A 24,981-nucleotide genomic window follows, 5' to 3' on the forward strand; every position below is an offset into this window, starting at 1 on the left:
ATTCTTTCGTTTGATTGGTTATTTTCCTTCTTTATATCTCTCACCCCACAACTGCTGCATTCGTTCGGCATGCTTCTGTTCCGCAGCATTGTGTTGCGGCTGCCAGATGCGGCGGTCTTTCAACTCGTCCGGCAGGAATTGCTGCTTCACAAAGTTACCTTCGTAGCTGTGGGCATATTTGTATTCTTGTCCGTATCCCAACTGTTTCATCAGTTTGGTTGGTGCATTACGCAGGTGGAGCGGAACGGGTAAATTACCGGTTTCGCGTACCATGGCAAGAGCATCATTAATGGCGCTGTATGCAGAGTTACTCTTCGGGCTTGTAGCCAGATAGATGGTGGCTTCTGCTAATGGAATCCTACCTTCGGGCCAGCCCAATTTCATCAGTGCGTCAAAACAGGCATTGGCTATAAGTAAAGCATTAGGGTTGGCAAGTCCGATATCTTCGGCTGCCGAAATAACAAGGCGGCGGGCTATGAAAGCAGGATCTTCGCCACCTTCTACCATGCGTGCCAGCCAATAGATAGCACCATCGGGGTCACTACCACGAATAGACTTGATAAAAGCAGAGATAATATCATAATGCATCTCTCCGTCTTTGTCATAAGCAAGTGGGTTTTGTTGCAGACGTTCGGTTACTATCTCATCAGTGATGATGACAGTTTCTTCTGTTTCGGATTCTACTACCAGTTCCAGTATGTTCAGTAACTTACGGGCGTCGCCTCCCGAGAAGCGGAGCATGGCGTTGGTCTCTTTTAGTTCGATACGGCGCTCTTTCAGTATCGTATCTGTGGTGATGGCACGTTGCAACAACTCCAGTAAGTCTTCTTTTTCGAGAGACTTCAGTACATAAAGCTGGCAGCGGGAGAGGAGGGGGCGAATCACTTCAAAAGAGGGATTCTCTGTGGTAGCACCGATGAGTGTTACCGTTCCGTGTTCTACAGCCCCTAACAGTGAATCTTGCTGCGACTTGCTGAAACGGTGTATTTCATCAATGAAAAGTATCGGGCTTCCCTGCGAAAAGAAACGGTTACTCTTGGCACGGTCTATCACTTCGCGCACATCCTTTACCCCCGAAGTAACTGCACTCAATGTATAAAACGGAGTTTCCAGTTTGTTGGCGATGATCTGCGCTAACGTTGTTTTCCCCACCCCGGGAGGTCCCCAGAGGATAAAAGAGGAGATTCTTCCTGCATCAATCATCTTGCGCAGGATAGCACCAGGTCCTACTAAATGTTTCTGACCTATATAGTCATCCAGTGTCTTTGGCCGAAGTCGTTCTGCTAATGGTTGCATATTGTTAGTGATAAGTGATTTAGTGGTAAGTGATAAGTGATTAGTGATAAGTGGGCTACGCTATATCCGCATGGAGCTAATCATTTATCACTACTCCGTTAATCACTATTTAAAATACCATTAATACCATGAACCGTATTCCCCATTTGTTGATACCCGGATTATCACGATATGTCAGGCGGTGTACATATTCAACATGTAACAGCTTAAAAATGTTGTAGACACCTACACTTGCTTCCATATAAGGTATCTTCGGATCCATTACATGACTTGTGTACTGGCCGTCGCGCATCGGGAAAAGGAAGAGGTCGGGGTTATTACTTTTGAAGGGATTGTTCTTATCTGTGAGTGTACCCCACAAGGTGCGGAAGCGGATCATTTCTCTCCACTTTAGCTTCTTCAATAAAGGAATACGGTTGAATAGCTTTCCGTTCATGTCATACGACAATGAAAGGGAGGCGAAGCGGTCATTCAGGAACTCCATGTTGTTGATAAGGCAGAATGTTTCGCGCTGTGTAATGTACGAAAGATTGGCTTCCGGCAATATCAGCAATGGGAAGGGAACAGTATTCCATTCGGCTCCCCCTTTGAGACTGATATCTACTTTACCCCAGGACGAAGGGAGCCATACGCGTTTCCAGATACTTGCTTCGGTACGGTTAAAGTTATATTCGCCACCCAATACTCCTTTGAAACCGGCCGTATGGGTCAGAGTAAAGATGGGAGCGTCCAGTGATACCGGGATACGGCGTTGCTTGGAATTTACAAAAGCTTCTCCCGGCGCATATCGTAAGGTTACGCTTGCTTCGGCAGTGGTGATGTCGTGAATTGGTTTTTCATTGGGCAATGGCATCTTGTCTGCGCTACTGTTGTTCGCCCAATATTTCAAATTACCTGTCGGTTCATCATTACGATGACGAAGCATGCTTTTTACACCAAAACCTGTTGGGGTTTCCAGTTCATAGTTAATAGCAACATCACGCATATACGACATTTGGTCTACAGTTGTAGTCTTAAACGACACAAACACGTTATCTTTATCCGTAAATAGGAATTTATCCATTGGAGACATCACGTCGTAGCTGTAAGTGGCAGAGATGAAATGTTTGGGAAATTCCCAGACTACATAATCGCGTTTATTGAACGAATAAGTCAGTGTCCCGCTATACTTCCAGCGATGATCTTTGAAACCATAAGCTCCATAACCACTCAGGAACCAGTGTGGGTTGAGATTGGCGGTAGTCATACCACTCAATCGCAGTCGCAGACCGTCCACATAGTTGTTGGATATCGTAGTATTGATAGGTCCGAAGTCAAATTTACTCGGTTTTTTAGGTCCGGTAGTTTCCACAAAGTTTTCAATCAATGCTTTGGCTCCGAAGATGATGTACTTGAACCCCGGAATCTGTTCTATCCGGTTCATGAACACATCCATGCTGCTCTCTGTTTTGGTGAGCGGCACCTGGCGAACTTCCGCCCAGTATTCATCACTCTTTGACAGCATATCGGCCTCTTTGATTACCGAACCTTTCAGACGGAAAAGCCTTTGTTCAATAGGATCGAACTTATAATTGCTATATTTCGTTGTTCGCTGTACCTGTAGCCCACCCATTGACTTTACCAGAGAGAGGTCTACCAGCATATCGTCATCCATTAAGACCCAGTTTCCGTTGGGCAATTGTTCGTACTGCTGTACAATATCCAGCTGATTGACAAAGTTGACCCCTGTTTTCTTGGGCAGGTTCATAACGCACTTCTTGACGGCATATGTTGAATCTTTCAATACATACAGATGGCCCGTAAAGCCAAAGTCCTGTGAGTTTTGCGGCACAAACGTGAGGTGTACACAGGTATCCCGTTCCACCGTCAGCGTATCCATCAGATAGTATTTATAGAAATTGAGTCCCTCTTTGGCTATAGGACTGGTGAAGCGTCTTTGCAGCAGGCGGATGTCATCGTCATAGATGTTAACATTGGTAAATACATCTTGCAAAACAGTTCCAAGCATATCTCCTGTCGAAAAGAATTCATTGATACCATTGGAGTTCATTCCTTTGATAATTGTCTTTTTACTTTCCGGGCTTTTACGGAATACAGTTTGTGAGGATGTCTCTTGAATAGATATGGGGAGAATCAGACTGTTAGTAGTCTCCGACACTTCAATCTGATCTTTAAGGAAAGAGTATTTCTTGTAGATACCTTTCTCCAACTTTTCGGGAGTAATATCGTTGAGAGACATCTTCATCTTCTCGTACTGATCATATTGATAGTAATTGTTTACCTCCAGCTTTTGCGCCTTCTTATGCTCTATTACTTTTCGCATGAAGTCTACAGCCGGATTATTTTTCTTTGAGTACTTCTCTTTCTTTGGCTTCACAACGACCTCAGTCAACATTACATCGTCCGGTACCATTTGTACATCCAATACTTTCTGCCCGGGAGTCAGTTTGATGACTTTAGTACGGTAACCAATGGATGAGAAGGTTACTTCGTTCCAGTTTTTACGGGTCTCTATCTGATATTCACCATTGGCATTGGACACTCCGCCAACGCCTTTTCCTTCGTAGTAAACAGAAATATACATCAGTGGCTCGTGTGTAATTGAGTCTGTAATAACCCCCTTTAGCTGCGCAAAAGACTGTGACGCAGCAAATACGAGCAGAAATAATAGGATAAGTTTTTTATATAGTAGCTTCATATACTTCAACATGAGGGGGCAAAGTTAACAAATTACTCTTGAAAACGTAGTTCTTAATAACCTTTTTTGTATTACTTTTGTCTCCTATAATTGTGATTGATAATGATTTCTATATTGATACCAACGTACAATGCTGTCTGTCTGCCATTAATAGAGAAAGTACATAGTCAGGCAGTTGCTTTGCAAATCCCGTTTGAGATTTTGCTGGCTGATGATGCCTCTCGTGAAGACATTCGTCAACAAAACCGGAAAATAACAGAATGGCAAGGTTGCCGCTATCTGCAAAAGGAAGAAAATCAGGGGCCTGCCCGTATCCGTAACTATCTGGCTTCGGAAGCCCAATATCCTTATCTGTTGTTTTTAGACTCGGATGTCATGCCGGTATCCGACTCTTTCATTGCCGAGTATCTTAAAGTGGCTCGTCCCGGTCTGGTGGTTTGTGGTGGATTCGTTTATCCACGCAAAAGTATTCCTGCCAATGCCGTGTTACGTTATAAATATGGAATGGCTGTTGAAGAACAGAGGGCAGAACAAAGAAACCGGGAGCCTTATAACCGCTTTATCAGCATGAATTTCATGATATGCAGAGATGCTTTTCTAAAGGTATGCTTTGATGAATCATTCCATTTGGGATATGAAGATACATTGTTCGGAATGCAATTGGAGCAGGCGGGAGTAGAAATACTGCATATAGACAATGTGGTATATCATTTGGTGGAAGAGAACAGTGAACAGTTTCTTATGAAAATACGCAGGGCGGTCCGTAATCTCGACGGACACATAGACCAGATGCATTCGCATGTAAAGCTGTTACGATGGTATACTACTGTAAAACGTTTGAAAATGGTATCTGTTGTCGCTTTTTTATTCAAGCATAATGAAAAAAGGCTGGTAAGCAATCTTACCAGCCAGCATCCTTCATTGAAGCTTTTTGCTTTTTATAAGTTAGGTTATCTCTGTACCTTTCTTTCCGAAAAGCAATCAGGACAATAATATTTGCACAATTCTGTCGGCTGTCCGTCCGTCCCAGCGTTCGGGCAGTCCGCCATGTTTCCATTCCCCCTTCATCAGTGTATCCATTGCTTTGCCTAATGCGGCGGGATCTTCACCTACCAACTCGTTGGTTCCGATACGCCATGTTTCCGGATGTTCCGAATAGCTGTTCAGTGTGATGCAGGGAACGCCCAGGAATGTAGATTCTTCAGCCAGATTGCCTGAGTCTGTGATAATACCTTTTGCCTTATTCATCAGATACCCGAAAGAAAGATAGCTTTGCGGGGGCATGATATGAAGGTTGGGAGCAGAGATACTCAGTTCTTTGATTGCATCACGTACATAGGTATGTACCGGAGCAACAATTGGCATGCCGGCAGCTTTCTCTACAATTGTTTCCATCAGTCGGCGTAAATTTTCCTTTTTGTTCAGCAATACCCGTCTGTTGAGGGTGAGCAGAAGATAATCACCTTCTTCTACACCGAGTACGGAAAGCCAAAGCGGACGAATAAAGTGATTACGATTGTAACGGATGTTGTCAATAAGAATATTTCCTACATAATATACATTGGCTTCCTCTGTTCCGGTCTGGTTTAGATTGCGGTTTGCTACCATACCTGCCGTAAACAGATAATCGGACAGTCCGTCAGTGATCATCCGGTTTACTTCCTTCGGCATGTTCATATCAAATGAACGGGTACCAGCTACAAGGTGCGCAACTTTAGTTCCCTGTTTCTTGGCAACGATGGCACAGCTCATTGTAGCTGTAAGATCGTCGACTACAAGAACGATATGTGCGGGATTCTCTGTCAGTTCCTTGTCGAAAGCAACCATAATGCCCGAAGCTAATTGAGTCGCATTGCTATCATTTACTCCTAGAAAAACATCCGGTTGCCTCATATGGAGATCGGCAAATAAAGAGGCGTCCAAACTGGTATCATCGCACCTTCCGGTGTATACCAACCGGTAAGAGATACTTCTACCTTGCGCCCGTGCAGCATCAATGGCACGTGTGATAGGCGCTATTTTCATAAAGTTAGGGCGGGCCCCGGCAACAATAGTTATTTTCATATCGCTCTTCTATCTATTTTTCTGAAAACAAAAGTACGCTTTCTTGCGGAATTATTTGTTCCTTTGCAGACAAAAAAAGTAGGATATGCCAACATTCGTTCAAATTCTGGATTTTATAGGTACGTTTGCTTTTGCAATCAGTGGTATTCGTCTGGCTTCTGCCAAACGTTTTGATTGGTTCGGAGCTTATGTGGTGGGTCTGGCTACTGCCATTGGCGGTGGTACTATTCGTGATGTATTGCTTGGGGTTACTCCCGGGTGGATGACAAATCCCGTCTATCTGATCTGTACGGCAATGGCTCTGTTATGGGTGATTTTCTTTGGTAAACATCTGATTCATTTGCATAATACATTCTTTGTATTTGATAGCGTCGGTCTGGCTCTGTTTACTGTAGTAGGTGTGGGAAAGAGTATAGCTTTGGGATACCCATTCTGGGTTGCTATCATGATGGGTAGCATTACCGGTGCGGCAGGCGGTGTGATTCGTGACGTGTTTATTAATGAGATTCCTTTGATATTTCGTAAAGAGATTTATGCCATGGCATGTGTGGTAGGTGGTGTTGTATATTGGATGTGTCACCTTTTAGGACTGGACTCTGTCGTAACGCAAATAATAAGTGGATGCAGCGTCTTTGTAACGCGCATTCTGGCAGTAAAGTATCAAATTTGCCTGCCGATTCTGAAAGGGGAGGAGGAGGAAGAAGATGTAAAGTTATAAGGTTATAGAGTGGTAAGGTTATAACCTTACCACTCTATAACTTTCCCTATAACTCTTTCTCTGCCATTTCTCCCGAGAAACTTATTGATTCACGGTTTTGCATATTGACGTTGATGCTGGTTGAACCATTGGGATAGATGATTAAGCTGAACTTAAACCTATCTTCCGGGCTACGGGCTATAAATTCGATCTTTGCAGCTCCCTTTTTATTCATTTTCATTTCATATTCATCAAGAGGTGCTTTAAATATCAATCCGTCGCCTCCACCATAAGGGATGGAGTATGCGCGTCCATAGAAAGGTAGATACGAAATAACAGAATCATTTCTTATCTCCAGTGAATAAGGTGAAGATAAGTAGACGGTCTTACCACGGCGAGGATAGGCGGTACTCACACTAATTTTATACTTCTCCGATACAATCTGTTCTTTCACAGCTTGTTCTCTCTGTTCTTTTTGCTTTTTCTTACTTTGAGCAGAAACTCCGGATAAACCGATAATCAACAGGAGCATTAAGGTAATAGTACGTTTATTCGTTTTCATATCGCTACTCTTTTTTATTACTAACATTCAAATATACTAAAATACAGATTAACTGCACTTTATTTAATGAAATTAAACAAAAAAAGAAGGAGGTCGTTATAATGCTTTAATGTCCGGAAATGGAAATCCCTGCCTGTAATAAATGTATTACAAACAGGGATTGCATATTATCAGTTACTTTTCAGTTCTTAGAACAATGTATCTTTGGTATTAAACAGTTTCTTCTCTGTTAATCTTACCACTTTTCCGAATTTTTTCAGTTCTTCTACATTGATATCTTTGGGGTTACCCATGATACCGATAGCAATTGGTTTGTCTTTGATGTTTTCTTTATAATACTTCATTATATCATCAAAAGTCAAAGCATCAATTTTCGGTATGTTTTCAATAGCGGGGTCTTGTGTATATCCCACTCTCTTATACTGTTCAAAGTATTGAGCTTTATCGCGGAAGTCCGGATGTGTAGTGAGTGCTTCCTGGCGTAGATAGCTCTTGATATTGTCCATACGATCCGGATTTTCCGGCATATTGCGCAACAAATCCATGTAGAGGGCTAATGCTTCATTGGCTTTGTCGTTTTGTGTGCCGATTTGTCCGATGAAAGTAGTCGGATACCCTGGAAGGATAGGTGTTGTAACTATCCCATATGCAGAATAGACCATAGAACGTTTTTCACGAAGCTCATTTAACACTAATCCGTTGAAGTCTCCGGAAAAGTATTGGTAGAATGCATCGCGCAATACGTCATCCTTTTTGTCATAGTTTGCTGTCGGCATGAAGAAGTAAATCTGAGCTTGTTCTGCATCTGAGTTCGGCAGGAAATAAACTGTGTTTTCTGTAACGGGAGCTATCGGTTTCACCTGTGGTGAATCGGTCGGTTTCTCATTAGCCACCAACGGAAGGTTTTTGCTCAGAATTTCATATACATTGTCGAAAGGCAACGTACCTGTATAGTAGATTTCTGCTTCATAATTGGAAGCGCGATTGATATCACCTGTCAGTTCTGATATCTGTAACTCCAGGATTTGTTTGTCGGTCAGTTCATCTATGAAAGGAGATTTATCTCCGTAACGGATGTACTGATTCAAAGCAACTCCCAAGGTCTGTACATTGTCTTTACGCTGTTGACGTGATCCTAATGTACTACCTTTGATACGGCTTAACTGTTTCTCATCCAATTTTGGCATTAAGATCTGGCGGGCAAGTAGCTGGCAGGCTTCCGGAAGATTGTTTTCGTATCCGCGCATTGAGATGTACAGATAGTCATCACCGGCAAATACATTACAGCTGACGTTCAATTTGCTAAGTTCCTTTTTCAGTTCTTGCGGTTCGTAAATCCCCATGATACCTGCATTATTCATTAAGCTGGCAGCAATACCAATTTTAGGGAATGTACGTTCTCCCGCGCCATATTTCAGTGTCAGGCTGAATACCTCATTCTCTGAGTTGGCAGTATAGAACAGCTTAGAACGGTCGTTGATCCGTTTTGTCTGTACTTCGCCAAAATTCATAAACTTCTCTTCTACCTGACCAATAGGTAAGCTCTTGAATTGTTGTGCATAGAGCGACTGTTTACCTACAGGAGGTTCGATCGGTTTGTATCCTGGTTTCTTTATTTTGGCATCTTTGCTCAATTTTCCTTTTTCTATATAAAGAGCTAAGTAATCATTGCTCAGATATTGTTTAGCTACACGCTTAATGTCATCAATGTTGATAGCCATGATTTCATCTTTGTAGTTGAGCACCTGTCCCAGATCTTCTTCATTGATAAAAGCTTGTAAAAGAATGAGTGCTTTGTTTTCACTTGCTTCCATGACCTGATCGAATTCGCGGCACATATTGGTTTTGATGGCATTAATGATCCAATCTTCCACTTCACCATTAGCAATCTGCTGAATCGCTTTCAATGCTTTCTTTTCGGCACTCTTGTTTGATTCAAAACGTCTTTGGTTTTCATCATACAATGGAGTTACTGCTATTTTGCAACGACCTTGCTGACGATTGGCTTCCAGAGATGCGGAACCATTTGTTATTTCACCATCAATTGATAGTTTATCGAGTGCGCCGGTAGCACTACTGTTGTGTAATAATGCAAGTGCTATTTCCAGGGGTTTTTCATCCGGATGTCCGGCTGGTACACCTTTGTAAATCATGCATACTGATGGATATTGACCAATTTTAGCCGTATATTGTGTACGGCCTTTAATATTCAGATCAGGATAGGTTTTACGTTCGGGAGTTGCTTTTTGAGGAAGACGGCCGAAAGTAGATGCTATTCTGCCACTGATCTGGTTGGCATTTACGTTACCTACCAAAACCAATACCATGTTTTCTGCTGTGTACCAGTCATTGTAGAACTTGATTAACTGGCTTAACCGAGGGTTTTTCAGATGTTCGGGCAAACCAAGTACCGAACGTGAGTAGGGGTGTCCTTCGTACGCTTTACTTTGAATAAAATCGTATTGCACACGCCAGGGATTATCCTGTCCGCGGTTGTATTCTTCATATACCGTTTCCAGCTCAGATTGGAAGGTGCGGAATACAGGATTCAGAAAACGCTGAGAAGAGATTTCCAGCCATTTGTTGATTTGGAAAGCAGGAAAAGAATTGTGGTAATAGGTTAAATCCATACCTGTGGCAGCGTTTAGGTTTTTACCTCCCATACTTTCCATCAAATTAGAAAACTCGTTGGATACACTCACCTTACCGGCCTGAATAGTCAATTCATTAATTTCTTTACCGATAGCCTCTTTTTTTACCGGATCAGCTTCGTCGGCCATTTCATCATACTTGGCGATGATTTGTTGGTAAATAGGTTCTTCGGTAGTCCAGTCGAGTGTACCAATCTTGTCGGTTCCTTTAAACATTACATGTTCCAGATAATGAGCCAAACCCGTATACTCGGCAGGATCATTAACTGCCCCTGTACGTACTCCTACCAATCCGAATACGTCAGATTTCGTGTTGTCTTCCCATATATATACGGAAAGACCGTTTTTCAGCTTAAATGCTTTCAGTCCTTGTCCGAATGATGGGACAGAAACTGCTATCGCAGCCAAAAGGATGAGAGATTTGATTAGTTTCATAAAATAATTAAATAAAGTGTTTTTATGTATATGTAGGCAAAGCTATGAAAAAATCACAAAAGAACTACGAAAACCTCGGAAAAATAACATTGTAATTACAAATACAGTAAATATATCACAATTGATTATTTAGTGGATTATTATTGAAACGCAGATAAACGCGGATGAACGCAGATTTTCTGTATGGAATATTGTTTTTAATCATAACGCAGCAATCTAATTAGTGAAAATCTGCGTTCATTTGCGTTTTAATAAATTCGTATTTATATGGCAAAAGTTTTTATATGCTTTAAAGATGAGGTTATGGACGTTTTTAGAATTGTTCCAATACCTCAATTCTCTTTTTAATAGGAGGATGGGTTGCAAACAGTCCACTGAGTCCGCTGAAACTACTCTTTGCCTGTTTACCCGGATGTTCTATGAAAAGTTGGGCTACATCTTCCCTTTTTACGGCTTCAATATCAGGATCGGCTGAAATCTTACGTAACGCACTGGCAAGAGCAAGCGGATTCTTTGTCATTTCGGCAGCACCTGCATCTGCCATGTATTCACGTTTGCGTGAGATGGCAAAACGCATGAGACTTGCAAAGAAATAGCCAATGGCAGCTACAATGAGAGCAATCAGAATCAACACAATAACACCGTTTCCTTTGCTATTGCTACTACGTGTACGCGAACTATAATAAATAGAACGTATGGCAATCTGCGCCAACATAGAAAAGATACCAACGAATACGATGGAAACAATCAGCAAACGTACATCCCGGTTACGGATATGACTTAATTCATGTGCTATGACTCCTTCCAGCTCCTGATCGTCTAGTTTCTCAATAATCCCACGGGAAAGTGTAACAGTGTAAGTACGCTCATTAATTCCACTGGCATAGGCGTTCAGAGAAGAGTCATTGATGATGTTAATCTTCGGCATTTTCATACCTTGTGACATACAGAGGTTCTCTACCAGATTATAGATGCGCTTGTTCTCTTTGCGTTCCAGTGTCTTTGCTCCGGTAGCAGCTTTGATAATGCTTGTGTTGGCAAAATAGGCAATAAGGAACCAGATCGTAACACCTCCTATTATATAAGGTATAGATTGGAGGAATATGTCATTCACCATATCCATACGACTATAGTCCACATATTGTTCTTGCGTAAGCATTACCAGCAAATAACAGAACAGATAGGAGAGTACCCCTACTAAACAAGGAAACAGAAACAGCAGAAATACGGAACGAATATTATTCCGGTTCTGTTGTGTTTGAATTCCGATGTATTGCATGATTTATCAATTATCCGTGAGGAGTTTAGAAATTAATTTTAGGGGCTTGTTCCAGATTGGCACGCTGTTCTGTTCCCAGGTCGAACATAATTTCTTTGTGGAAGCCAAATATACCGGCAATCAGGTTGGAAGGAAATGTCTGAACAGCATTGTTCAGTTCCTTTGTAGCTGAGTTGAAATAGCGGCGGACTGATGCTAATTTGTTTTCAATATCTGATATTTCTTCCTGTAACTGAAGAAAGTTCTGATTGGCTTTTAAATCAGGATAAGCTTCCAACGTAATCTTCAATCCTGAAAGAGCAGATGTCAATTGATTTTCCGCATTGATTTTATCGTCGATCGTACATGCATTGACTGCTCCGTTACGAGCCTGTATCACCCGGTCTAATGTCTCTTTTTCGTGGGTGGCGTAACCTTTTATGGTATCTACCAATTGTGGTATCAGATCATGACGCTGTTTTAACTGTACATCTATATCTGCAAATGCATTTTCACGGTTATTTCTTAATTTTATCAGTGAATTGTACATCGAAACTACCATGATTCCAAGTATGACGATAATTCCTAAAATGATTAATAGAGTCATAATTTTGTGTATTTGTTAGGGTTATTAATACTTTCAAAGATAGGTGAAAGTGATCATTCTTGCAATAGAACAGAGAATAAAAATCATCAATAGCACCCAATAACTATCAAAAAGCACCTAAAAACTGTTTTTTGATAGTTTTCACCCCAAAGAAAGACGAATTCCCCCCTACTAAAGTCTAAAAATACCTTTAAACTTGCAACATCGATAATGAAACGAAATATTAACCGTAAAAACCATTAAGTATGAAAAGTTTAAGTTTTAAGAAAGATTTAATAGGAGTTCAGGAAGAGTTGCTTCGTTTTGCTTATAAGTTAACAGCTAACCGTGAGGAAGCAAATGATTTGTTGCAGGAAACATCACTTAAGGCCTTGGATAACGAGGACAAATATATCCCGGATACAAACTTCAAAGGATGGATGTATACCATCATGCGTAACATCTTTATTAATAATTATCGTAAGATTGTACGCGATCAGACTTTTGTAGACCAGACAGACAATCTTTATCATTTGAATTTGCCGCAAGATTCCGGATTTGAAAGTACCGAGGGAGCTTATGATCTCAAAGAGATGCGCCGCATTGTTAATGCATTGCCCAAGGAATATAAAGTACCTTTTTCTATGCATGTTTCAGGATTTAAATATCGTGAGATTGCTGAGAAGCTTGATTTACCATTAGGTACCGTAAAAAGCCGTATCTTTTTCACACGTCAGAGACTGCAACAGGAATTGAAGGATTTTGTTTAATCAATAGGTATAAATTAGATAGATTTTAAATTGAAAGAGAATTAGCCGTGTTTATTTTAATCTGTGGTTTTAGACGGCTTGTTATTGTTTAATTGTAAGGAATAAGAAGGTGAAAATCTTCTTATTTCTTTTGTTTTGTGACAATATGATATAAAACATATCCTTTTTACTAAACTTTTTTAGATTTATTTTGTCTTTATGTCAGATAACTCTGTATATTTGTAATAGATGACATGTTAACCAAATTATGTAAAATCACCTTATTAGATTACGGCAATGAAAAAGGAAATTAAATTCAGTCTCGTCTATCGGGACATGTGGCAATCGTCCGGTAAATATCAACCCCGCGTAGACCAATTAGTGCGAATTGCTCCATTGATTATAGAAATGGGCTGTTTTGCCCGTGTCGAAACTAACGGAGGAGCTTTTGAACAAGTAAATCTGCTGTATGGAGAGAATCCGAATAAAGCCGTACGTGCATTTACCAAACCTTTTAACGAAGCAGGTATTCAGACTCATATGCTTGATCGCGGGTTGAATGGTCTGCGTATGTATCCCGTACCGGCTGATGTACGGCGGTTGATGTATAAAGTAAAACATGCTCAAGGAGTGGATATTACGCGGATATTTTGTGGGTTGAATGAGGTGCGTAACATTATTCCTTCTATTAAGTATGCTCTTGAAGGGGGGATGATTCCTCAGGCTACTCTTTGTATTACCCATTCACCGGTACATACTGTTGAATATTACGCCGATATTGCCGATAAGTTGATAGAAGCCGGTGCACCCGAAATCTGTTTGAAAGATATGGCAGGTATCGGTCGTCCCGGAATGTTGGGCAGACTGACAAAAGCTATAAAGGAGAAACACCCTGAAATAATTATCCAGTATCATGGGCATAGCGGACCAGGTCTTTCAATGGCATCTATTCTCGAAGTTTGTGAGAATGGGGCTGATATTATTGATGTGGCTATGGAACCTATGTCGTGGGGTAAAGTACATCCGGATGTAATTTCGGTACAGGCGATGCTCAAAGATAAAGGCTATGATGTGCCTGAGATCAATATGAAAGCTTATATGAAGGCACGTGCCATGACTCAGGAATTTATTGACGACTTTTTAGGATATTTTATGGATTCTACTAACAAGCAGATGTCATCTCTTCTTTTAAAATGTGGGCTTCCTGGTGGTATGATGGGATCTATGATGGCTGATTTGAAGGGTGTTCATGCAGGGATTAATATGATATTGAGAGGTAAAAACGAACCGGAACTGAGTATCGATGATTTGCTGGTAATGCTTTTTGATGAAGTAGAGTATGTATGGCCAAAACTCGGTTATCCCCCATTGGTAACGCCATTTAGTCAATATGTGAAGAATGTGGCATTAATGAATGTGATGCAGCTTGTAAAGGGTGAAGAACGCTGGACGATGATTGACAATCATACTTGGGATATGATTCTGGGAAAAAGTGGACGCTTACCGGGGCAGCTTGCTCCTGAAATCATTGAACTGGCAAAATCTCAAGGATATGAGTTTGTAGATACTGACCCACAATCGAATTATCCGGATGCTTTGGAAGGTTACAGAAAAGAGATGGACGAGAACGGTTGGGAATATGGAGAGGATGATGAAGAGCTCTTTGAATTGGCTATGCACGACCGTCAATATCGTGACTACAAATCGGGAGTTGCCAAAAAACGCTTTGAGACCGATTTGGAACACGCAAAAGATGCTGCTATGGCGAAGAATGGATACTCTGAAGAAGAGATAAAAAAGTTGAAACGTGCAAAAGCCGATCCCATTATTGCCCCGGATAAGGGACAAGTGCTTTGGGAAGTATCAGTAGAAGGTCCTTCTACTGCGCCGTTTATCGGTCGTAAATATCAGCATGACGAAGCGTTTTGCTACCTTTCTACACCATGGGGTGAATATGAGAAATTGCTGACCGGATTTACGGGCCGTGTTGTTGAAGTATGTGCCCAGCAAGGAGCCACTGTTAATAAAGGAGATGTAATAGCCTATATTGAACGGAGTGATATCTTCGCCTGATCGTCAATAGAATAAAAATAAAGAAGGGAAGTACTTGCTTTTTAGTACTTCCCTTCTTTATTTTATTCTGACTATGGTCTGAATTTTACGAGTTGCATACCTATCAGTTTATCATATCGTTCGCCAAATGCACGATTGTATATCAAAATCAGGTATTCATTTTCTGTTTCATAATAGTTTCCTTCTACCGGTCCGGTTTCGCCTTTGGTACTTCCATTGGGTACATACAAATACTGATAATTGTAAGCTCCCTGTTTCAATAATTGCACAGACTCATACGCATAAGTTTCTTTGTTGTATTTCATCTCACTCTGCAAATTGAAGTTATCATAAGTGAATTCTCCTTCCAGATAGAGTTTACCATCTATAAAAGGATCTTCCCAGGGAAGGCTGAAATGCACAAAAAAGTAATCGGCTTCAATATTATTGTCTGTTGCATCATCGTAGCGAATCAGATACCGTCCGTTTTGATCTTCATCGTAGCTGTAGTTTTTTGTACGCGGTTCGCTTGGAAAGAGGGTTGCGTGATAGTAGGGATCGTGAAACTGCAGGCTCATTACTCCCATATTCGCATAACGTGTGCTGACAGTTTCAAATCTACGGTATTCATTTCCGGCCGGAAATATCAGGGCACGATTGTGTGTATAACGCAGTTCATCGGGACCTACATAAGTTGGCACTACCCCTGTTACCATGTTGTCCGTACGTCCATCCTGCATCACTTGTACTTTTATTTCCTGTTGCGGATTTCGGATTGTGTATCCTTTGTAATTAACATTGAAGCTAACTTGCTGGTGTCCTTTGTTGCGGTCTATTTCTGTATCACTGCTTACTACAGCCGATACATTGACTTGTTTATCCAGTATCCGGAAGCAGGTTTTGAAGATAGGCTTGCTACTATCAGAATCGTCATAAACAGTCACGATATAATTGCCTGACAATGTCATGCGCACTTCATCGTTGGGCAATTTGAGACGATAGTGTGTGTAGGGCATCGTGGTGTTGACAGATGTTTCGTAGTCTTCAATCGGGTTATTATTGAATCCGTCCAGATAATCTATATCCGAAAGGTTGGAAGGAGTCCAATCTACATTGGCGTGGGAGAGAACATACTGATAGCGATGATAGTCATGTGAAAGTTCATCGAAAGATATTTCCACATATTCTCCGGCTTCTAATGTTATAATTGACGGAGCGTTATAATCATCGTTGGCTATTACCTGCACCGTTTGTATATGCGGAGCGTAAACTTCTGTACGTTGGGCTCTCATACCGACTGACAGGCAGAGCAGAGAGAAAAGAAATGAGATGTATTTCTTCATAAGAGTTATAATTTTGTAGATGAATACTGATTAGAAGGTTATCGCTTCTTTTTCTTTTGTGGTTTTGAGACTTTTTTCTCTTTTTCTACAGGTGGAAATTTAGGTATCAGGTTCATCAGTCTCAATATCTGTTTTTGTCGTTTCAGGATGTAAGATGACGGATGAGCCGAGTCAAAACGTATCGGGTTGGGAAGCGTGGCAGCAATGAGGGCGCATTGTCCTTTAGTCAGTTTGGCTGCCGTAGTATTGAATTTATATTTCGCAGTGGCTTGTGCCCCATAAATGCCTTTACCCATTTCGATAGAGTTGAGGTATACCGTCATGATCCGCTCTTTTGACCAAAATGTTTCGATGAGAAACGTGAAATAGACCTCTAATCCCTTTCGTACCCACGATGATTGGGGCCAAAGAAATACATTTTTTGCAGTCTGTTGGCTGATGGTACTCGCACCTCTTTTTCTTTTTCTTTTTTCATTTTCTTTGATCGCTTTTTCTATCTCTTTGAAATCGAACCCGTTGTGCTCTGCAAAACGGTTGTCTTCGGAAGCGATAACTGCCATAGGCAGGTGAAGGGAGATTTTATCAAAAGAAACCCACGTGTGTTTGCACGTGGGCTTATCTCCTGATACTATCTGCTGCACGCTTCGGATGACCATTAACGAAGTAACATATACCGGAACAAACCGATAGATGATAACTGCAAGCAAAGTCGATACGAAGAAAAAAAGCAGCAGATTGCGTATAAAACGAAGTATTTTACTTACCGGCTTCTGCATTTTTAATCATCTGCTCACTGGCATACATATAAACTTCCACACGACGGTTTTGAGCTGCAGTCAGTGCTTCGTCATATTGTGAATAACCTACTCCTTCTACTGTCTTAAATTGAGAAGGCTGAACACCACATGACTGAAGATAATTTTCTACAGCATAAGCACGATTGTTAGAAACCTTTTGGTTGGCTTCCTGTGTACCTACTTTGTCAGTATGGCCGATAATAGCGATATCTATAGTGGGATCACTTTTCAGTACACCTGCAAATTCACGCAATGATTGTTTGGCAGTATTACTCAATGTAGAAGAGTTGAAACCAAAAAGAATACCGGAATCAAATGTCACTTTCACAGCAGCCAATCCATTGTTATCAGTGATTTGTTCTACTTGTGCACCTTCAATTCGTGCTGCTTCTTCTGCTTTTTTATCCATTTTGCGACCAATCAATACCCCTGCGGTACCACCAACAGCTGTTCCGATAGCAGCACCAATAGCGGCACCTTTACCTTTACCGGCAATTCCACCGATGATTGCACCTAAAGCAGCGCCTGAGCCACCACCAACTATTCCGCCTTTGGCAGTATTGTTCATTGTTCCACAGCTTCCGAATACTAAGGCCACACTCAAAAAGAAGGCCATAAACTTAATCTTTTTCATACTTTTATTAAATTAATATTAGTGTTAAATCTTAGAACGGGGCAAAGATAAAAAAAATATTTAGTTGCGTTGTCGTTCCTTTATTTCAAAAACAATCATCTCTTATGTTTTGTTGACTGAAAGCACTTTTTTACGTATAATTGCAAACCATGTCAAGAGTATCAGTCCTTTAGCTACTGTAGTAACACATACTGCCCACCAGATACCTTCGACTCCCATTCCTAAACGAACGAAAAAAATGGCAAGTGGAATGCGCATATAGTTACATGTGATGCTGATAATAGCCGGCGGAACTGTACGCCCGATGCCATAGAATACTCCTTGCATGGTAATTTCCAGCATCATGAATAGTTGTGAATATCCGTCTATCCTTAAGAATACCCCTCCAGCTTCATATGCAGCCTGTTCCGGTACAAAAATAGCAAATATTTCATTGCCAAAGAATACAAATAGCAATGTGCAGAACGTTCCGAATATTCCTGTCATCCACAAGGTCATATGCCAGGCACGTATAACTCGCTCTGTTCGTCCCGCAGCGTAGTTTTGTGCAATGAAAGCACTTAGTGCGGTTGAGAACCCCTGTGAAGTATTCCAGGTTATGGCTTCAATTTGTCCGCCGGTAGTAAAAGTCATCAATCCGATATGGCCGCCATGCGTTGAAGCTGTACGGCAAAGGAACATATTGACGAAGGCAAACAGGGTGTTGAGCGTTGCTACTGGTAATCCTAACTTTAAAATACGGTGTGTATATTTCTTTTTTAATCGGGTGAAGAAGGGAAAACTGCCTAACAGTGCATCACGGTAACGTAGCTGATATATAAAAATACCAAACACGGTAGCTTGTGACAGCCAGGTGGCATAAGCAGCTCCGTTTGTTCCGAGTCCCAAACCGAATATAAAGAGAGGATCAAGTATGATATTCATTATTAACCCCGTACCACTGATATAGAAGGGCACTTTACTTCGGCCCGCTGCATTATATATACCTGTGAAGGCAGCCGAAAGAAAGACAAAAGGTAATCCGGTAGATACAATCCGGAGGTAGGAGATAGCATTATCCGTGATATGTGGTGCCAGTTCGTATATTCTGATTATGGGGCTGGCAAAAAGAAAAAGCAGTCCACCCCAACATAGAGAAATGATCAGTGCAATTGTAATGTTATGTGATGCAAAATGGCGTGCATCTTTTTGATTTTGTGCTCCTATGGATTGGCCTACACTAACTTCGGAACCTACTTTGTTTAATAAAGAAATAGAACCGGACATCCATGTAAGGATACCCACAGAGCCTATTGTAGCTACTGCTTCACTACCCAGACGCCCTACCCATGCCATATCTGTCAGGCTGTATGCCATCTGTATGAATGAGGTTGCCATAATCGGCATTGCTAAGTTGAACAACTGGCGATTGATAGGACCTTGAGTTAAGTTTTTTATTCCTTGCATCGATATTTTTTTAGTTGGTCTTTTTGAAATGAGGCGCAAAGATATAAAAAACTATGCTCGGATATACCTATCTTTGCTGCGATTTTTTTCTTCTAAGTATAAAGCATGAATACAACAACTAAACCCTCCGTCTGGTTTCATCTTATGGCAGCAGTAACAGTTGCTATCTGGGGGACTACCTTCGTTTCAACTAAAGTTTTGATTGGTTACGGTCTTTCTGCCACTGATATCCTGTTCTACCGTTTCATCATGGCTTACATTTGTATCTGGTTCTTTTCGCCCCGTATTTTGTGGGCTAAATCATGGAGGGACGAAGGTGTTTTTGTACTCCTCGGACTTACGGGTGGTTCACTTTATTTCATTGCCGAGAATACAGCTCTTGGCATGACACTTGCATCCAACGTATCGCTTATTATATGTACTGCTCCGATATTGGCGGCTTTTCTCTCTTTCTTTTTATATAAAGGCGAAAGATTGAAGCCGAAATTAATTATCGGTTCTTTGATGGCATTGGGTGGTGTGGCTTTAGTAGTATTCAATGGTAGTTTTATTCTTCGTATCAGTCCGTTGGGAGATATTCTGACTTTGGTTGCTGCTTTGATGTGGGCCATCTATTGTTTGTTGCTGAAGCGTATGAATTCTAATTACTCTACTCTTTTTATTACGCGTAAAGTTTTCTTCTATGGTATATTGACATTGCTTCCCTTTTTCTTCTTTTATCCTTTGCAGACAGATATCACTATTCTGTTTCAACCGCTGGTGATTGCGAATTTATTGTTTCTGGGAGTCATTGCTTCCATGCTTTGCTATATAATGTGGACATTGGCAGTGAAACGTTTGGGGGTGGTATGTGCAGCCAATTATATTTACGTTGTGCCATTAGTCACACTGATTACTTCTGCCGTAGTAATAGACGAACGGATTACTTTAATAGCATTGATTGGATGTGCTTTTATTCTTGGCGGAGTGTATCTGGCTGAGAGATGATTTAATAATGTGCCAATGTTATAATGTGTTAATGTTCCGATAGGAGGACACTCTTGAAGCTGGCACAGGATATTTTTGTGAAATTGTGGATAAACCGTCAGTCTATAAATCTACAGAAACCGTTTAATGCTTATATATATACTATTTGTCCGGATTATATTGGAACGCTATCTGACCCAAGGGTATTATTATATGCTTACCGGCTCGGTATTCTAGTCGGAATATTGCGGCGGAGATAAGATCTGGCGTAATACGAGACTCGACCGGAGGTACCTGTTCAATGCTTTAGGTGGTAAAGAATGAATATGGGGAAAACACCGGCAACATATTTTTAATACTAATCTCCGTATTTCTTATCAGGGAGGAGATCGCTATCCCCCCATTGATGAAGTTGTATTAATGGATAGTAAAGACATTATCCATAATGAGACACAAGCCTTTAGTAAAACAGTTTTCACCTGCTTTTACTGCCGATTTAGGTATGAGTTACAAACTAAACAAAAAACACCTTTCGCACGAATTTGGGTTACAATTGCTAAATGTTACCGGATATACAGGGCAACATGGATATCGATATAATGAACAAAAGAATAAAATCGAAAAAATAAAGGTTAGTAATATGCTGTCCAATCCTAGTTATAAAATCCAATTCTAAGTCTGGACTACTTCTGCTTCAGGGAGTTATAACTATCTATCTCTTTATATACAAGACTACGTATTTAATGGTCTGTTAATTATGTAGTTTTATATACAAAGAGTACGTAGTTTTGTGGTATAAAAGTACGTACTCTTACAGTCAGAAGATATATAGATGTAATTTCCCGTTAACAATGTTAATTTCAAACGGATATCCCGATCTATCATATCTGTAAACAGTGTATTTATAGGTTATTTTATGCATTGATTTCCGATTCCAGTTGTTTAAAGTTGCGTTTTAATATTAATGGAACAATAGTCCGGTGAAATGGTTTTATTATGAAAAAGTAATATTTTCCTATTTTATTATTCAACTTGACGATAGTCGTTACTGTGATCTTTTTTTCGTTTTCATTGTACTTACTTTGTTCCAGAAGTAGCGAAATCCTTAGGTCTAAATGTTTATCATCTTCGCCAAGGATAATTTCTGTTGCTGTTTTACCATATACTTTGAATATTCCGGCCTGTGTTCCTACTTCATATTTGTTACTGCCGTTATCTTCTTTTTTTACAACCATAGCAGGCGTTTTTAGTTTGAAGAGTGATGCTATTTTATTTCTTAGGGAAAATAGTCCTTCAAACCATTTTGGACCAGGCTTGGCAAATGCTTTCACTATTTCAGGGATATCGATCCTGTTTTTCTTATCTATGATTGTATATTTATAACTATCAATGTAGTCATAGTCCGAATTATCGAAATGCAGTAATGATTCTTCTTTCATCTTCTCTTTAATTTTATGTTGATACAATGGCTGAATTTTGGTTTTAATGAGAGTTACTCTAATTCTTCTGCATAGATATTTATTGTTTGCAATGCATTCAGCACATCAATTGGAGTTATCTCCAAACATTCTATCCTTAGTATCTTTTCCCAGTCTTCTAAATCTACATTCCATTTATGAATAGTAGGATATTGGGTAAAAAGGGTTTTGATACGCTTTATATCCTGTTTGTTTTTTATTGATGTTCGAAATATAAAAATTTGATTTTGCATATTTAATTTTTTAGTTGATTTAGTCCATGGGCAGGTTACTAAACATTCTACGCAATAATGTTGACAAAGCGGATGAATTCTGCTCCTAATAATTTTAATTTCTGCTGAATCACATTTTCATAGGTAGAATAATAAATTAGTTTGATAATAATGATTATTATTTTAGGTTTAAAGATAAACCAAGTAACTCTGCTGTGAGAGATTATTTGACGAACTGCCTTACTACTTATGACCAAATGTATAATATAAGCGACTAATGCCCATATATATAATAGTCATAATACCTAATAGTTTTTATCATATTAAATTAGTTCTGTTATTGGGAATGCAAAGATAAGTCAGGTATTCTTTTGTCGTATTGAAAATAAAGCCATATATTTGTCCAAAAGCGACAAATGTATGTTCATTACAGCCGGATTATTAAATATGCTTTTAAAGCATTTTAGAACTACGCATGCCGAATTATCTGAAGTTTTGGTGGAATTGAAGTATGATTATACGATATTACAAAATCCGACAGCCAAAATTGATGCCGATATACTGGGGGTATATCTGGAATATATTGTTAAAAAGACAGGTAACTCCAGAATCGGTTTGGAAACGGGATTCTTGTTACCGTTTGTTTTGACCGGCAGTTTCTTTAATATTTTCAATCAAAGTAAAACTGTGCGTGATATTTTTGAGAATGATGCACCATTCGACCCGGCAATAAATGATATATATACATTTGTGACGAAAGAGGATGATATTAATTTTTTTCTTGAAATATCGATAGAACCTCAGTTCGAACGATTGTATCCGATAGCCTCCAGACAGTGGATTGAAATGCAATGTGGCTTTTTTCTCCAATATGCTTATAGTTTTACAGGGCGGTTTCTGTACCCTATTCTTGTGTACTCTATGTATAAGGAAGAGGGGAGGAGGGATAAACTTGAAGAGTATCTGGGATGTCCTGTGATATTTAATCATGATCGGTTGATTCTTGTTTTTGATAAGACGGTATTGGATTTACCAATCGTAACGGGAAATAAAGAGATGCTTGCGATTTTTGAAGATTATATGAACGAGATACAAATACAGGAAACAGCACAGAATCATGGCTTGTCTCAAACGGTTCGCAGGTATCTTATGCATAGTCTTTTAAATGATGATTTATCTTTGAAGTATGTTGCAGAAAGATTTAATATGAGTGAACGTAATATTCAGAGAAAGTTAAAGACAGAGGGTACTTCGTATCAAAAGATTCTTGATGATTTACGTATGGAATTATCTTTAAAATATTTGAAAGAAAAGATCTCCCTACCGGAAATTGGATTTCTTCTTGGTTTTGAGAGTCAAAGTGCATTTAATAAATTCTTTAAAAAACATTTTCGAGTACAACCATCCGCATATAAAGAGAGTAACTAAATTGATTATTTAAGGGGAAGATAAGGAATGAATGATATACTTTCCTTTTAAAGTTTATGATAGGATCCGGATCTTATTGCTAATATAGATGGTCGTAACTATTTGATCAGATCCAGTAAAAAAGGTATTTTTATCTGTAATCAGTATAATTTATTAGTCTAATGACAATTGTAACTTTGCATTGTTTAAGTATTATGTAATAGGAAAATATAAATTCATTAATAAAATGATCTGAATATGAAAGTATTACTAATAAATGGTAGTCCACGAAAGGGTGGGAATACTCATATTGCTTTGTCAGAAGTGGCTAAAACTTTAAATGAGAATGGAGTGGAAACAGAAATCGTTTCAATTGGGGTAAAGGCCATGCAAGGTTGCATCGCTTGTAATCGTTGCAGAGAGTTGGAACGATGTGTTTTTCAAGATGAATTGTACGATAGAATCAGAAAACAACTGGAAGATGGAATTGACGGATTAATAGTGGGTTCACCAACTTATTATGCAGGGCCTAATGGTTCACTGTGTGCTCTGCTTGACCGGGTTTTTTATTCAAGTTCGGATTTGATGAAGTACAAGCCTGCTGCAGCGGTAACTGTTTGCAGAAGGGGAGGAGCGAGTGCAACTCTTGACCGGTTGAATAAGTATTTTACAATTAATCACATGCCTGTTGTTTCCTCTCAGTACTGGAATATTGTACATGGGATGTTACCTGGAGATGCTTTGCAAGATGCGGAAGGTCTGCAGACAATGCGGATGTTAGGTAAAAATATGGCATGGTTGTTGGAAAACATTGCTAAAGAAAAAAAGTATCCTGAAATAGAATCTGCTATTCGAACTAATTTTATTCGTTGATCTAAAGAAATCTGGATGTGTATATTTAATGGTTGATTTTCGGATCGGATAAGTCTGGGCTTTTAAATTCAAATTTATCCGATCTGAAAATTGTTTTCTATAACTTCTCCTTAAGTATAATTTATGATATACTTTCTAACAGGAAACTACATAATTTTCTATTCTACTTTATCTTTCGATAATATTTCTATCAATTGATATCTAATACTACTTCCATCTGCTGGAGGATTAGCTAATGTCGTTTTCTTTTTCTTCTTTTACTAACATACATTCAATAGGATCAGATGCTTCTCAAGGTTGATACATGCTCATTTCTGCTGAAACAAACATTTTAATGGTTTCAACTTTATCTTGTGAATCATCATTGTTTAAACAGCCTGCGAAGCAGAGTGCAGAAAGGAATAGTCAGAGCGTTCCGAATATTTTTTAGTTTTCATATCGTGTAGTTTTACTATGTATATTATGTAAATACAAATTTGGTGTAAAAATTGCAAAGTTACATGATGAATCGAACTCTTATTTTTTTAAGACTGATTATTTATAGAATTGATTTGTAGTTTCATTTTCTAATATGTAAGAGGTATGAGAAGAGTTTTTTTCATTTCATAGGGAAGAAATAACTAAAACAGAAAAGTAATTATTTTGAAGATATACTGTTTAAAAAACTTGGAAAAATATTTCTTAAATCTTTTTTTATTCTTATATTTGTTGTAATCTGAAGTATCTTATTTGATTATCAACGCTTTGTAGAAAACTCGCATGAGAACGGGCAACGGA

20 protein-coding genes and 1 pseudogene are annotated in these 24,981 nt (G+C 39.5%); 7 read left to right on the top strand and 14 right to left on the bottom strand.

All coding sequences use genetic code 11. The features are described 5' to 3' along the window. Nucleotides 1-18: 18 nt before the first annotated feature. Together ACESQI_RS19220 and ACESQI_RS19225 are read right to left on the bottom strand one after the other, a co-directional pair. Entirely contained in the window at nt 19-1,296 is a 1,278-nt protein-coding gene (locus tag ACESQI_RS19220; protein WP_195349887.1) for a replication-associated recombination protein A, read from the bottom strand. Nucleotides 1,297-1,405: 109 nt separating this feature from the next. Continuing rightward, the gene (locus tag ACESQI_RS19225; protein ID WP_373126815.1) at nt 1,406-3,994 is read right to left on the bottom strand and encodes a DUF5686 family protein; all 2,589 of its coding nucleotides are present in this window, start codon (nt 3,992-3,994) and stop codon (nt 1,406-1,408) included. A 102-nt stretch (nt 3,995-4,096) separates the two neighbouring features. On the opposite strand from ACESQI_RS19225, the gene ACESQI_RS19230 reads away from it, so the two are divergent. Next, on the top strand, nt 4,097-4,987 hold the full coding sequence (locus ACESQI_RS19230; RefSeq protein WP_007485262.1) for a glycosyltransferase family 2 protein: 891 nt from the start codon (nt 4,097-4,099) through the stop codon (nt 4,985-4,987). Here ACESQI_RS19230 and ACESQI_RS19235 read toward each other — a convergent pair. Further along, nucleotides 4,976-6,058, bottom strand: a complete 1,083-nt coding sequence (locus ACESQI_RS19235) for a UDP-N-acetyl glucosamine 2-epimerase (RefSeq protein ID WP_195660097.1) — start codon at nt 6,056-6,058, stop codon at nt 4,976-4,978. The genes ACESQI_RS19230 and ACESQI_RS19235 overlap by 12 nt on opposite strands. 85 nt (nt 6,059-6,143) lie before the next feature. Between ACESQI_RS19235 and ACESQI_RS19240 the strand changes: the two genes are divergently transcribed. Beyond that, entirely contained in the window at nt 6,144-6,776 is a 633-nt protein-coding gene (locus ACESQI_RS19240) for a trimeric intracellular cation channel family protein (protein ID WP_007485263.1), read from the top strand. Between the two features lie 46 nt (nt 6,777-6,822). Here ACESQI_RS19240 and ACESQI_RS19245 read toward each other — a convergent pair whose 3' ends face one another. The 4 genes from ACESQI_RS19245 to ACESQI_RS19260 form a co-directional block, all read right to left on the bottom strand. Next, entirely contained in the window at nt 6,823-7,317 is a 495-nt protein-coding gene (locus ACESQI_RS19245; RefSeq protein ID WP_195660098.1) for a DUF4251 domain-containing protein, read from the bottom strand. A gap of 188 nt (nt 7,318-7,505) precedes the next feature. Further along, nucleotides 7,506-10,403, bottom strand: a complete 2,898-nt coding sequence (locus tag ACESQI_RS19250; protein WP_025866458.1) for a pitrilysin family protein — start codon at nt 10,401-10,403, stop codon at nt 7,506-7,508. Nucleotides 10,404-10,716: 313 nt separating this feature from the next. Beyond that, nucleotides 10,717-11,682, bottom strand: a complete 966-nt coding sequence (locus ACESQI_RS19255) for a M48 family metallopeptidase (protein ID WP_007485267.1) — start codon at nt 11,680-11,682, stop codon at nt 10,717-10,719. A gap of 25 nt (nt 11,683-11,707) precedes the next feature. Beyond that, on the bottom strand, nt 11,708-12,268 hold the full coding sequence (locus tag ACESQI_RS19260) for a LemA family protein (RefSeq protein ID WP_007485268.1): 561 nt from the start codon (nt 12,266-12,268) through the stop codon (nt 11,708-11,710). A gap of 245 nt (nt 12,269-12,513) precedes the next feature. Here ACESQI_RS19260 and ACESQI_RS19265 point away from each other — a divergent pair, with 245 nt between their 5' ends. Both ACESQI_RS19265 and ACESQI_RS19270 read left to right on the top strand, forming a co-directional pair. After that, complete coding sequence (locus ACESQI_RS19265) at nt 12,514-13,017, top strand: RNA polymerase sigma factor (RefSeq protein WP_007485269.1); 504 nt, start codon at nt 12,514-12,516, stop codon at nt 13,015-13,017. A 276-nt stretch (nt 13,018-13,293) separates the two neighbouring features. After that, complete coding sequence (locus ACESQI_RS19270) at nt 13,294-15,069, top strand: oxaloacetate decarboxylase (protein WP_122201618.1); 1,776 nt, start codon at nt 13,294-13,296, stop codon at nt 15,067-15,069. Nucleotides 15,070-15,140: 71 nt separating this feature from the next. On the opposite strand, the gene ACESQI_RS19275 is transcribed toward ACESQI_RS19270, so the two are convergent. From ACESQI_RS19275 to ACESQI_RS19290, 4 genes are all read right to left on the bottom strand, one after another. Next, nucleotides 15,141-16,391 carry a DUF5103 domain-containing protein gene (locus ACESQI_RS19275; RefSeq protein WP_007485271.1) on the bottom strand — a complete coding sequence of 417 codons (1,251 nt, stop codon included), beginning with the start codon at nt 16,389-16,391 and terminating at the stop codon, nt 15,141-15,143. A 38-nt stretch (nt 16,392-16,429) separates the two neighbouring features. Continuing rightward, the gene (gene mtgA / locus ACESQI_RS19280; protein WP_007485272.1) at nt 16,430-17,167 is read right to left on the bottom strand and encodes a monofunctional biosynthetic peptidoglycan transglycosylase; all 738 of its coding nucleotides are present in this window, start codon (nt 17,165-17,167) and stop codon (nt 16,430-16,432) included. Further along, nucleotides 17,148-17,822 carry an OmpA family protein gene (locus tag ACESQI_RS19285; RefSeq protein WP_007485273.1) on the bottom strand — a complete coding sequence of 225 codons (675 nt, stop codon included), beginning with the start codon at nt 17,820-17,822 and terminating at the stop codon, nt 17,148-17,150. Before ACESQI_RS19285 ends, mtgA begins: the two co-directional genes overlap by 20 nt. A 102-nt stretch (nt 17,823-17,924) precedes the next feature. Further along, nucleotides 17,925-19,268, bottom strand: a complete 1,344-nt coding sequence (locus ACESQI_RS19290; RefSeq protein WP_007485274.1) for an MATE family efflux transporter — start codon at nt 19,266-19,268, stop codon at nt 17,925-17,927. Nucleotides 19,269-19,373: 105 nt separating this feature from the next. Here ACESQI_RS19290 and ACESQI_RS19295 point away from each other — a divergent pair, with 105 nt between their 5' ends. Continuing rightward, the gene (locus ACESQI_RS19295; RefSeq protein WP_007485275.1) at nt 19,374-20,255 is read left to right on the top strand and encodes a DMT family transporter; all 882 of its coding nucleotides are present in this window, start codon (nt 19,374-19,376) and stop codon (nt 20,253-20,255) included. A gap of 893 nt (nt 20,256-21,148) precedes the next feature. On the opposite strand, the gene ACESQI_RS19300 is transcribed toward ACESQI_RS19295, so the two are convergent. Both ACESQI_RS19300 and ACESQI_RS19305 read right to left on the bottom strand, forming a co-directional pair. Beyond that, complete coding sequence (locus ACESQI_RS19300; protein ID WP_007485280.1) at nt 21,149-21,673, bottom strand: DUF2867 domain-containing protein; 525 nt, start codon at nt 21,671-21,673, stop codon at nt 21,149-21,151. Between the two features lie 53 nt (nt 21,674-21,726). Then, nucleotides 21,727-21,945 (bottom strand): hypothetical protein, encoded by a 219-nt coding sequence (locus tag ACESQI_RS19305; protein WP_007485282.1) that lies wholly within the window; start codon nt 21,943-21,945, stop codon nt 21,727-21,729. A 399-nt stretch (nt 21,946-22,344) separates the two neighbouring features. On the opposite strand from ACESQI_RS19305, the gene ACESQI_RS19310 reads away from it, so the two are divergent. Together ACESQI_RS19310 and ACESQI_RS19315 are read left to right on the top strand one after the other, a co-directional pair. Then, the gene (locus ACESQI_RS19310) at nt 22,345-23,352 is read left to right on the top strand and encodes an AraC family transcriptional regulator (RefSeq protein ID WP_044166245.1); all 1,008 of its coding nucleotides are present in this window, start codon (nt 22,345-22,347) and stop codon (nt 23,350-23,352) included. 237 nt (nt 23,353-23,589) lie between these two features. Then, nucleotides 23,590-24,204, top strand: a complete 615-nt coding sequence (locus tag ACESQI_RS19315) for a flavodoxin family protein (RefSeq protein ID WP_007485284.1) — start codon at nt 23,590-23,592, stop codon at nt 24,202-24,204. Nucleotides 24,205-24,362: 158 nt separating this feature from the next. Here ACESQI_RS19315 and ACESQI_RS19320 read toward each other — a convergent pair. After that, nucleotides 24,363-24,419: pseudogene (locus ACESQI_RS19320) on the bottom strand (hypothetical protein); the annotation flags it as partial. Nucleotides 24,420-24,981 lie beyond the last annotated feature (562 nt).

The sequence above is a fragment of the Bacteroides sp. HPS0048 genome (genome assembly GCF_964240755.1).
Lineage (GTDB): Bacteria > Bacteroidota > Bacteroidia > Bacteroidales > Bacteroidaceae > Bacteroides > Bacteroides nordii.

Bases quoted from the DNA above. Each gene is read 5' to 3' on its own strand.
- ACESQI_RS19220 (WP_195349887.1), bottom strand. From the start codon at position 1,296: ATGCAACCATTAGCAGAACGACTTCGGCCAAAGACACTGGATGACTAT.
- ACESQI_RS19225 (WP_373126815.1), bottom strand. From the start codon at position 3,994: ATGAAGCTACTATATAAAAAACTTATCCTATTATTTCTGCTCGTATTT.
- ACESQI_RS19230 (WP_007485262.1), top strand. From the start codon at position 4,097: ATGATTTCTATATTGATACCAACGTACAATGCTGTCTGTCTGCCATTA.
- ACESQI_RS19235 (WP_195660097.1), bottom strand. From the start codon at position 6,058: ATGAAAATAACTATTGTTGCCGGGGCCCGCCCTAACTTTATGAAAATA.
- ACESQI_RS19240 (WP_007485263.1), top strand. From the start codon at position 6,144: ATGCCAACATTCGTTCAAATTCTGGATTTTATAGGTACGTTTGCTTTT.
- ACESQI_RS19245 (WP_195660098.1), bottom strand. From the start codon at position 7,317: ATGAAAACGAATAAACGTACTATTACCTTAATGCTCCTGTTGATTATC.
- ACESQI_RS19250 (WP_025866458.1), bottom strand. From the start codon at position 10,403: ATGAAACTAATCAAATCTCTCATCCTTTTGGCTGCGATAGCAGTTTCT.
- ACESQI_RS19255 (WP_007485267.1), bottom strand. From the start codon at position 11,682: ATGCAATACATCGGAATTCAAACACAACAGAACCGGAATAATATTCGT.
- ACESQI_RS19260 (WP_007485268.1), bottom strand. From the start codon at position 12,268: ATGACTCTATTAATCATTTTAGGAATTATCGTCATACTTGGAATCATG.
- ACESQI_RS19265 (WP_007485269.1), top strand. From the start codon at position 12,514: ATGAAAAGTTTAAGTTTTAAGAAAGATTTAATAGGAGTTCAGGAAGAG.
- ACESQI_RS19270 (WP_122201618.1), top strand. From the start codon at position 13,294: ATGAAAAAGGAAATTAAATTCAGTCTCGTCTATCGGGACATGTGGCAA.
- ACESQI_RS19275 (WP_007485271.1), bottom strand. From the start codon at position 16,391: ATGAAGAAATACATCTCATTTCTTTTCTCTCTGCTCTGCCTGTCAGTC.
- mtgA (WP_007485272.1), bottom strand. From the start codon at position 17,167: ATGCAGAAGCCGGTAAGTAAAATACTTCGTTTTATACGCAATCTGCTG.
- ACESQI_RS19285 (WP_007485273.1), bottom strand. From the start codon at position 17,822: ATGAAAAAGATTAAGTTTATGGCCTTCTTTTTGAGTGTGGCCTTAGTA.
- ACESQI_RS19290 (WP_007485274.1), bottom strand. From the start codon at position 19,268: ATGCAAGGAATAAAAAACTTAACTCAAGGTCCTATCAATCGCCAGTTG.
- ACESQI_RS19295 (WP_007485275.1), top strand. From the start codon at position 19,374: ATGAATACAACAACTAAACCCTCCGTCTGGTTTCATCTTATGGCAGCA.
- ACESQI_RS19300 (WP_007485280.1), bottom strand. From the start codon at position 21,673: ATGAAAGAAGAATCATTACTGCATTTCGATAATTCGGACTATGACTAC.
- ACESQI_RS19305 (WP_007485282.1), bottom strand. From the start codon at position 21,945: ATGCAAAATCAAATTTTTATATTTCGAACATCAATAAAAAACAAACAG.
- ACESQI_RS19310 (WP_044166245.1), top strand. From the start codon at position 22,345: ATGTTCATTACAGCCGGATTATTAAATATGCTTTTAAAGCATTTTAGA.
- ACESQI_RS19315 (WP_007485284.1), top strand. From the start codon at position 23,590: ATGAAAGTATTACTAATAAATGGTAGTCCACGAAAGGGTGGGAATACT.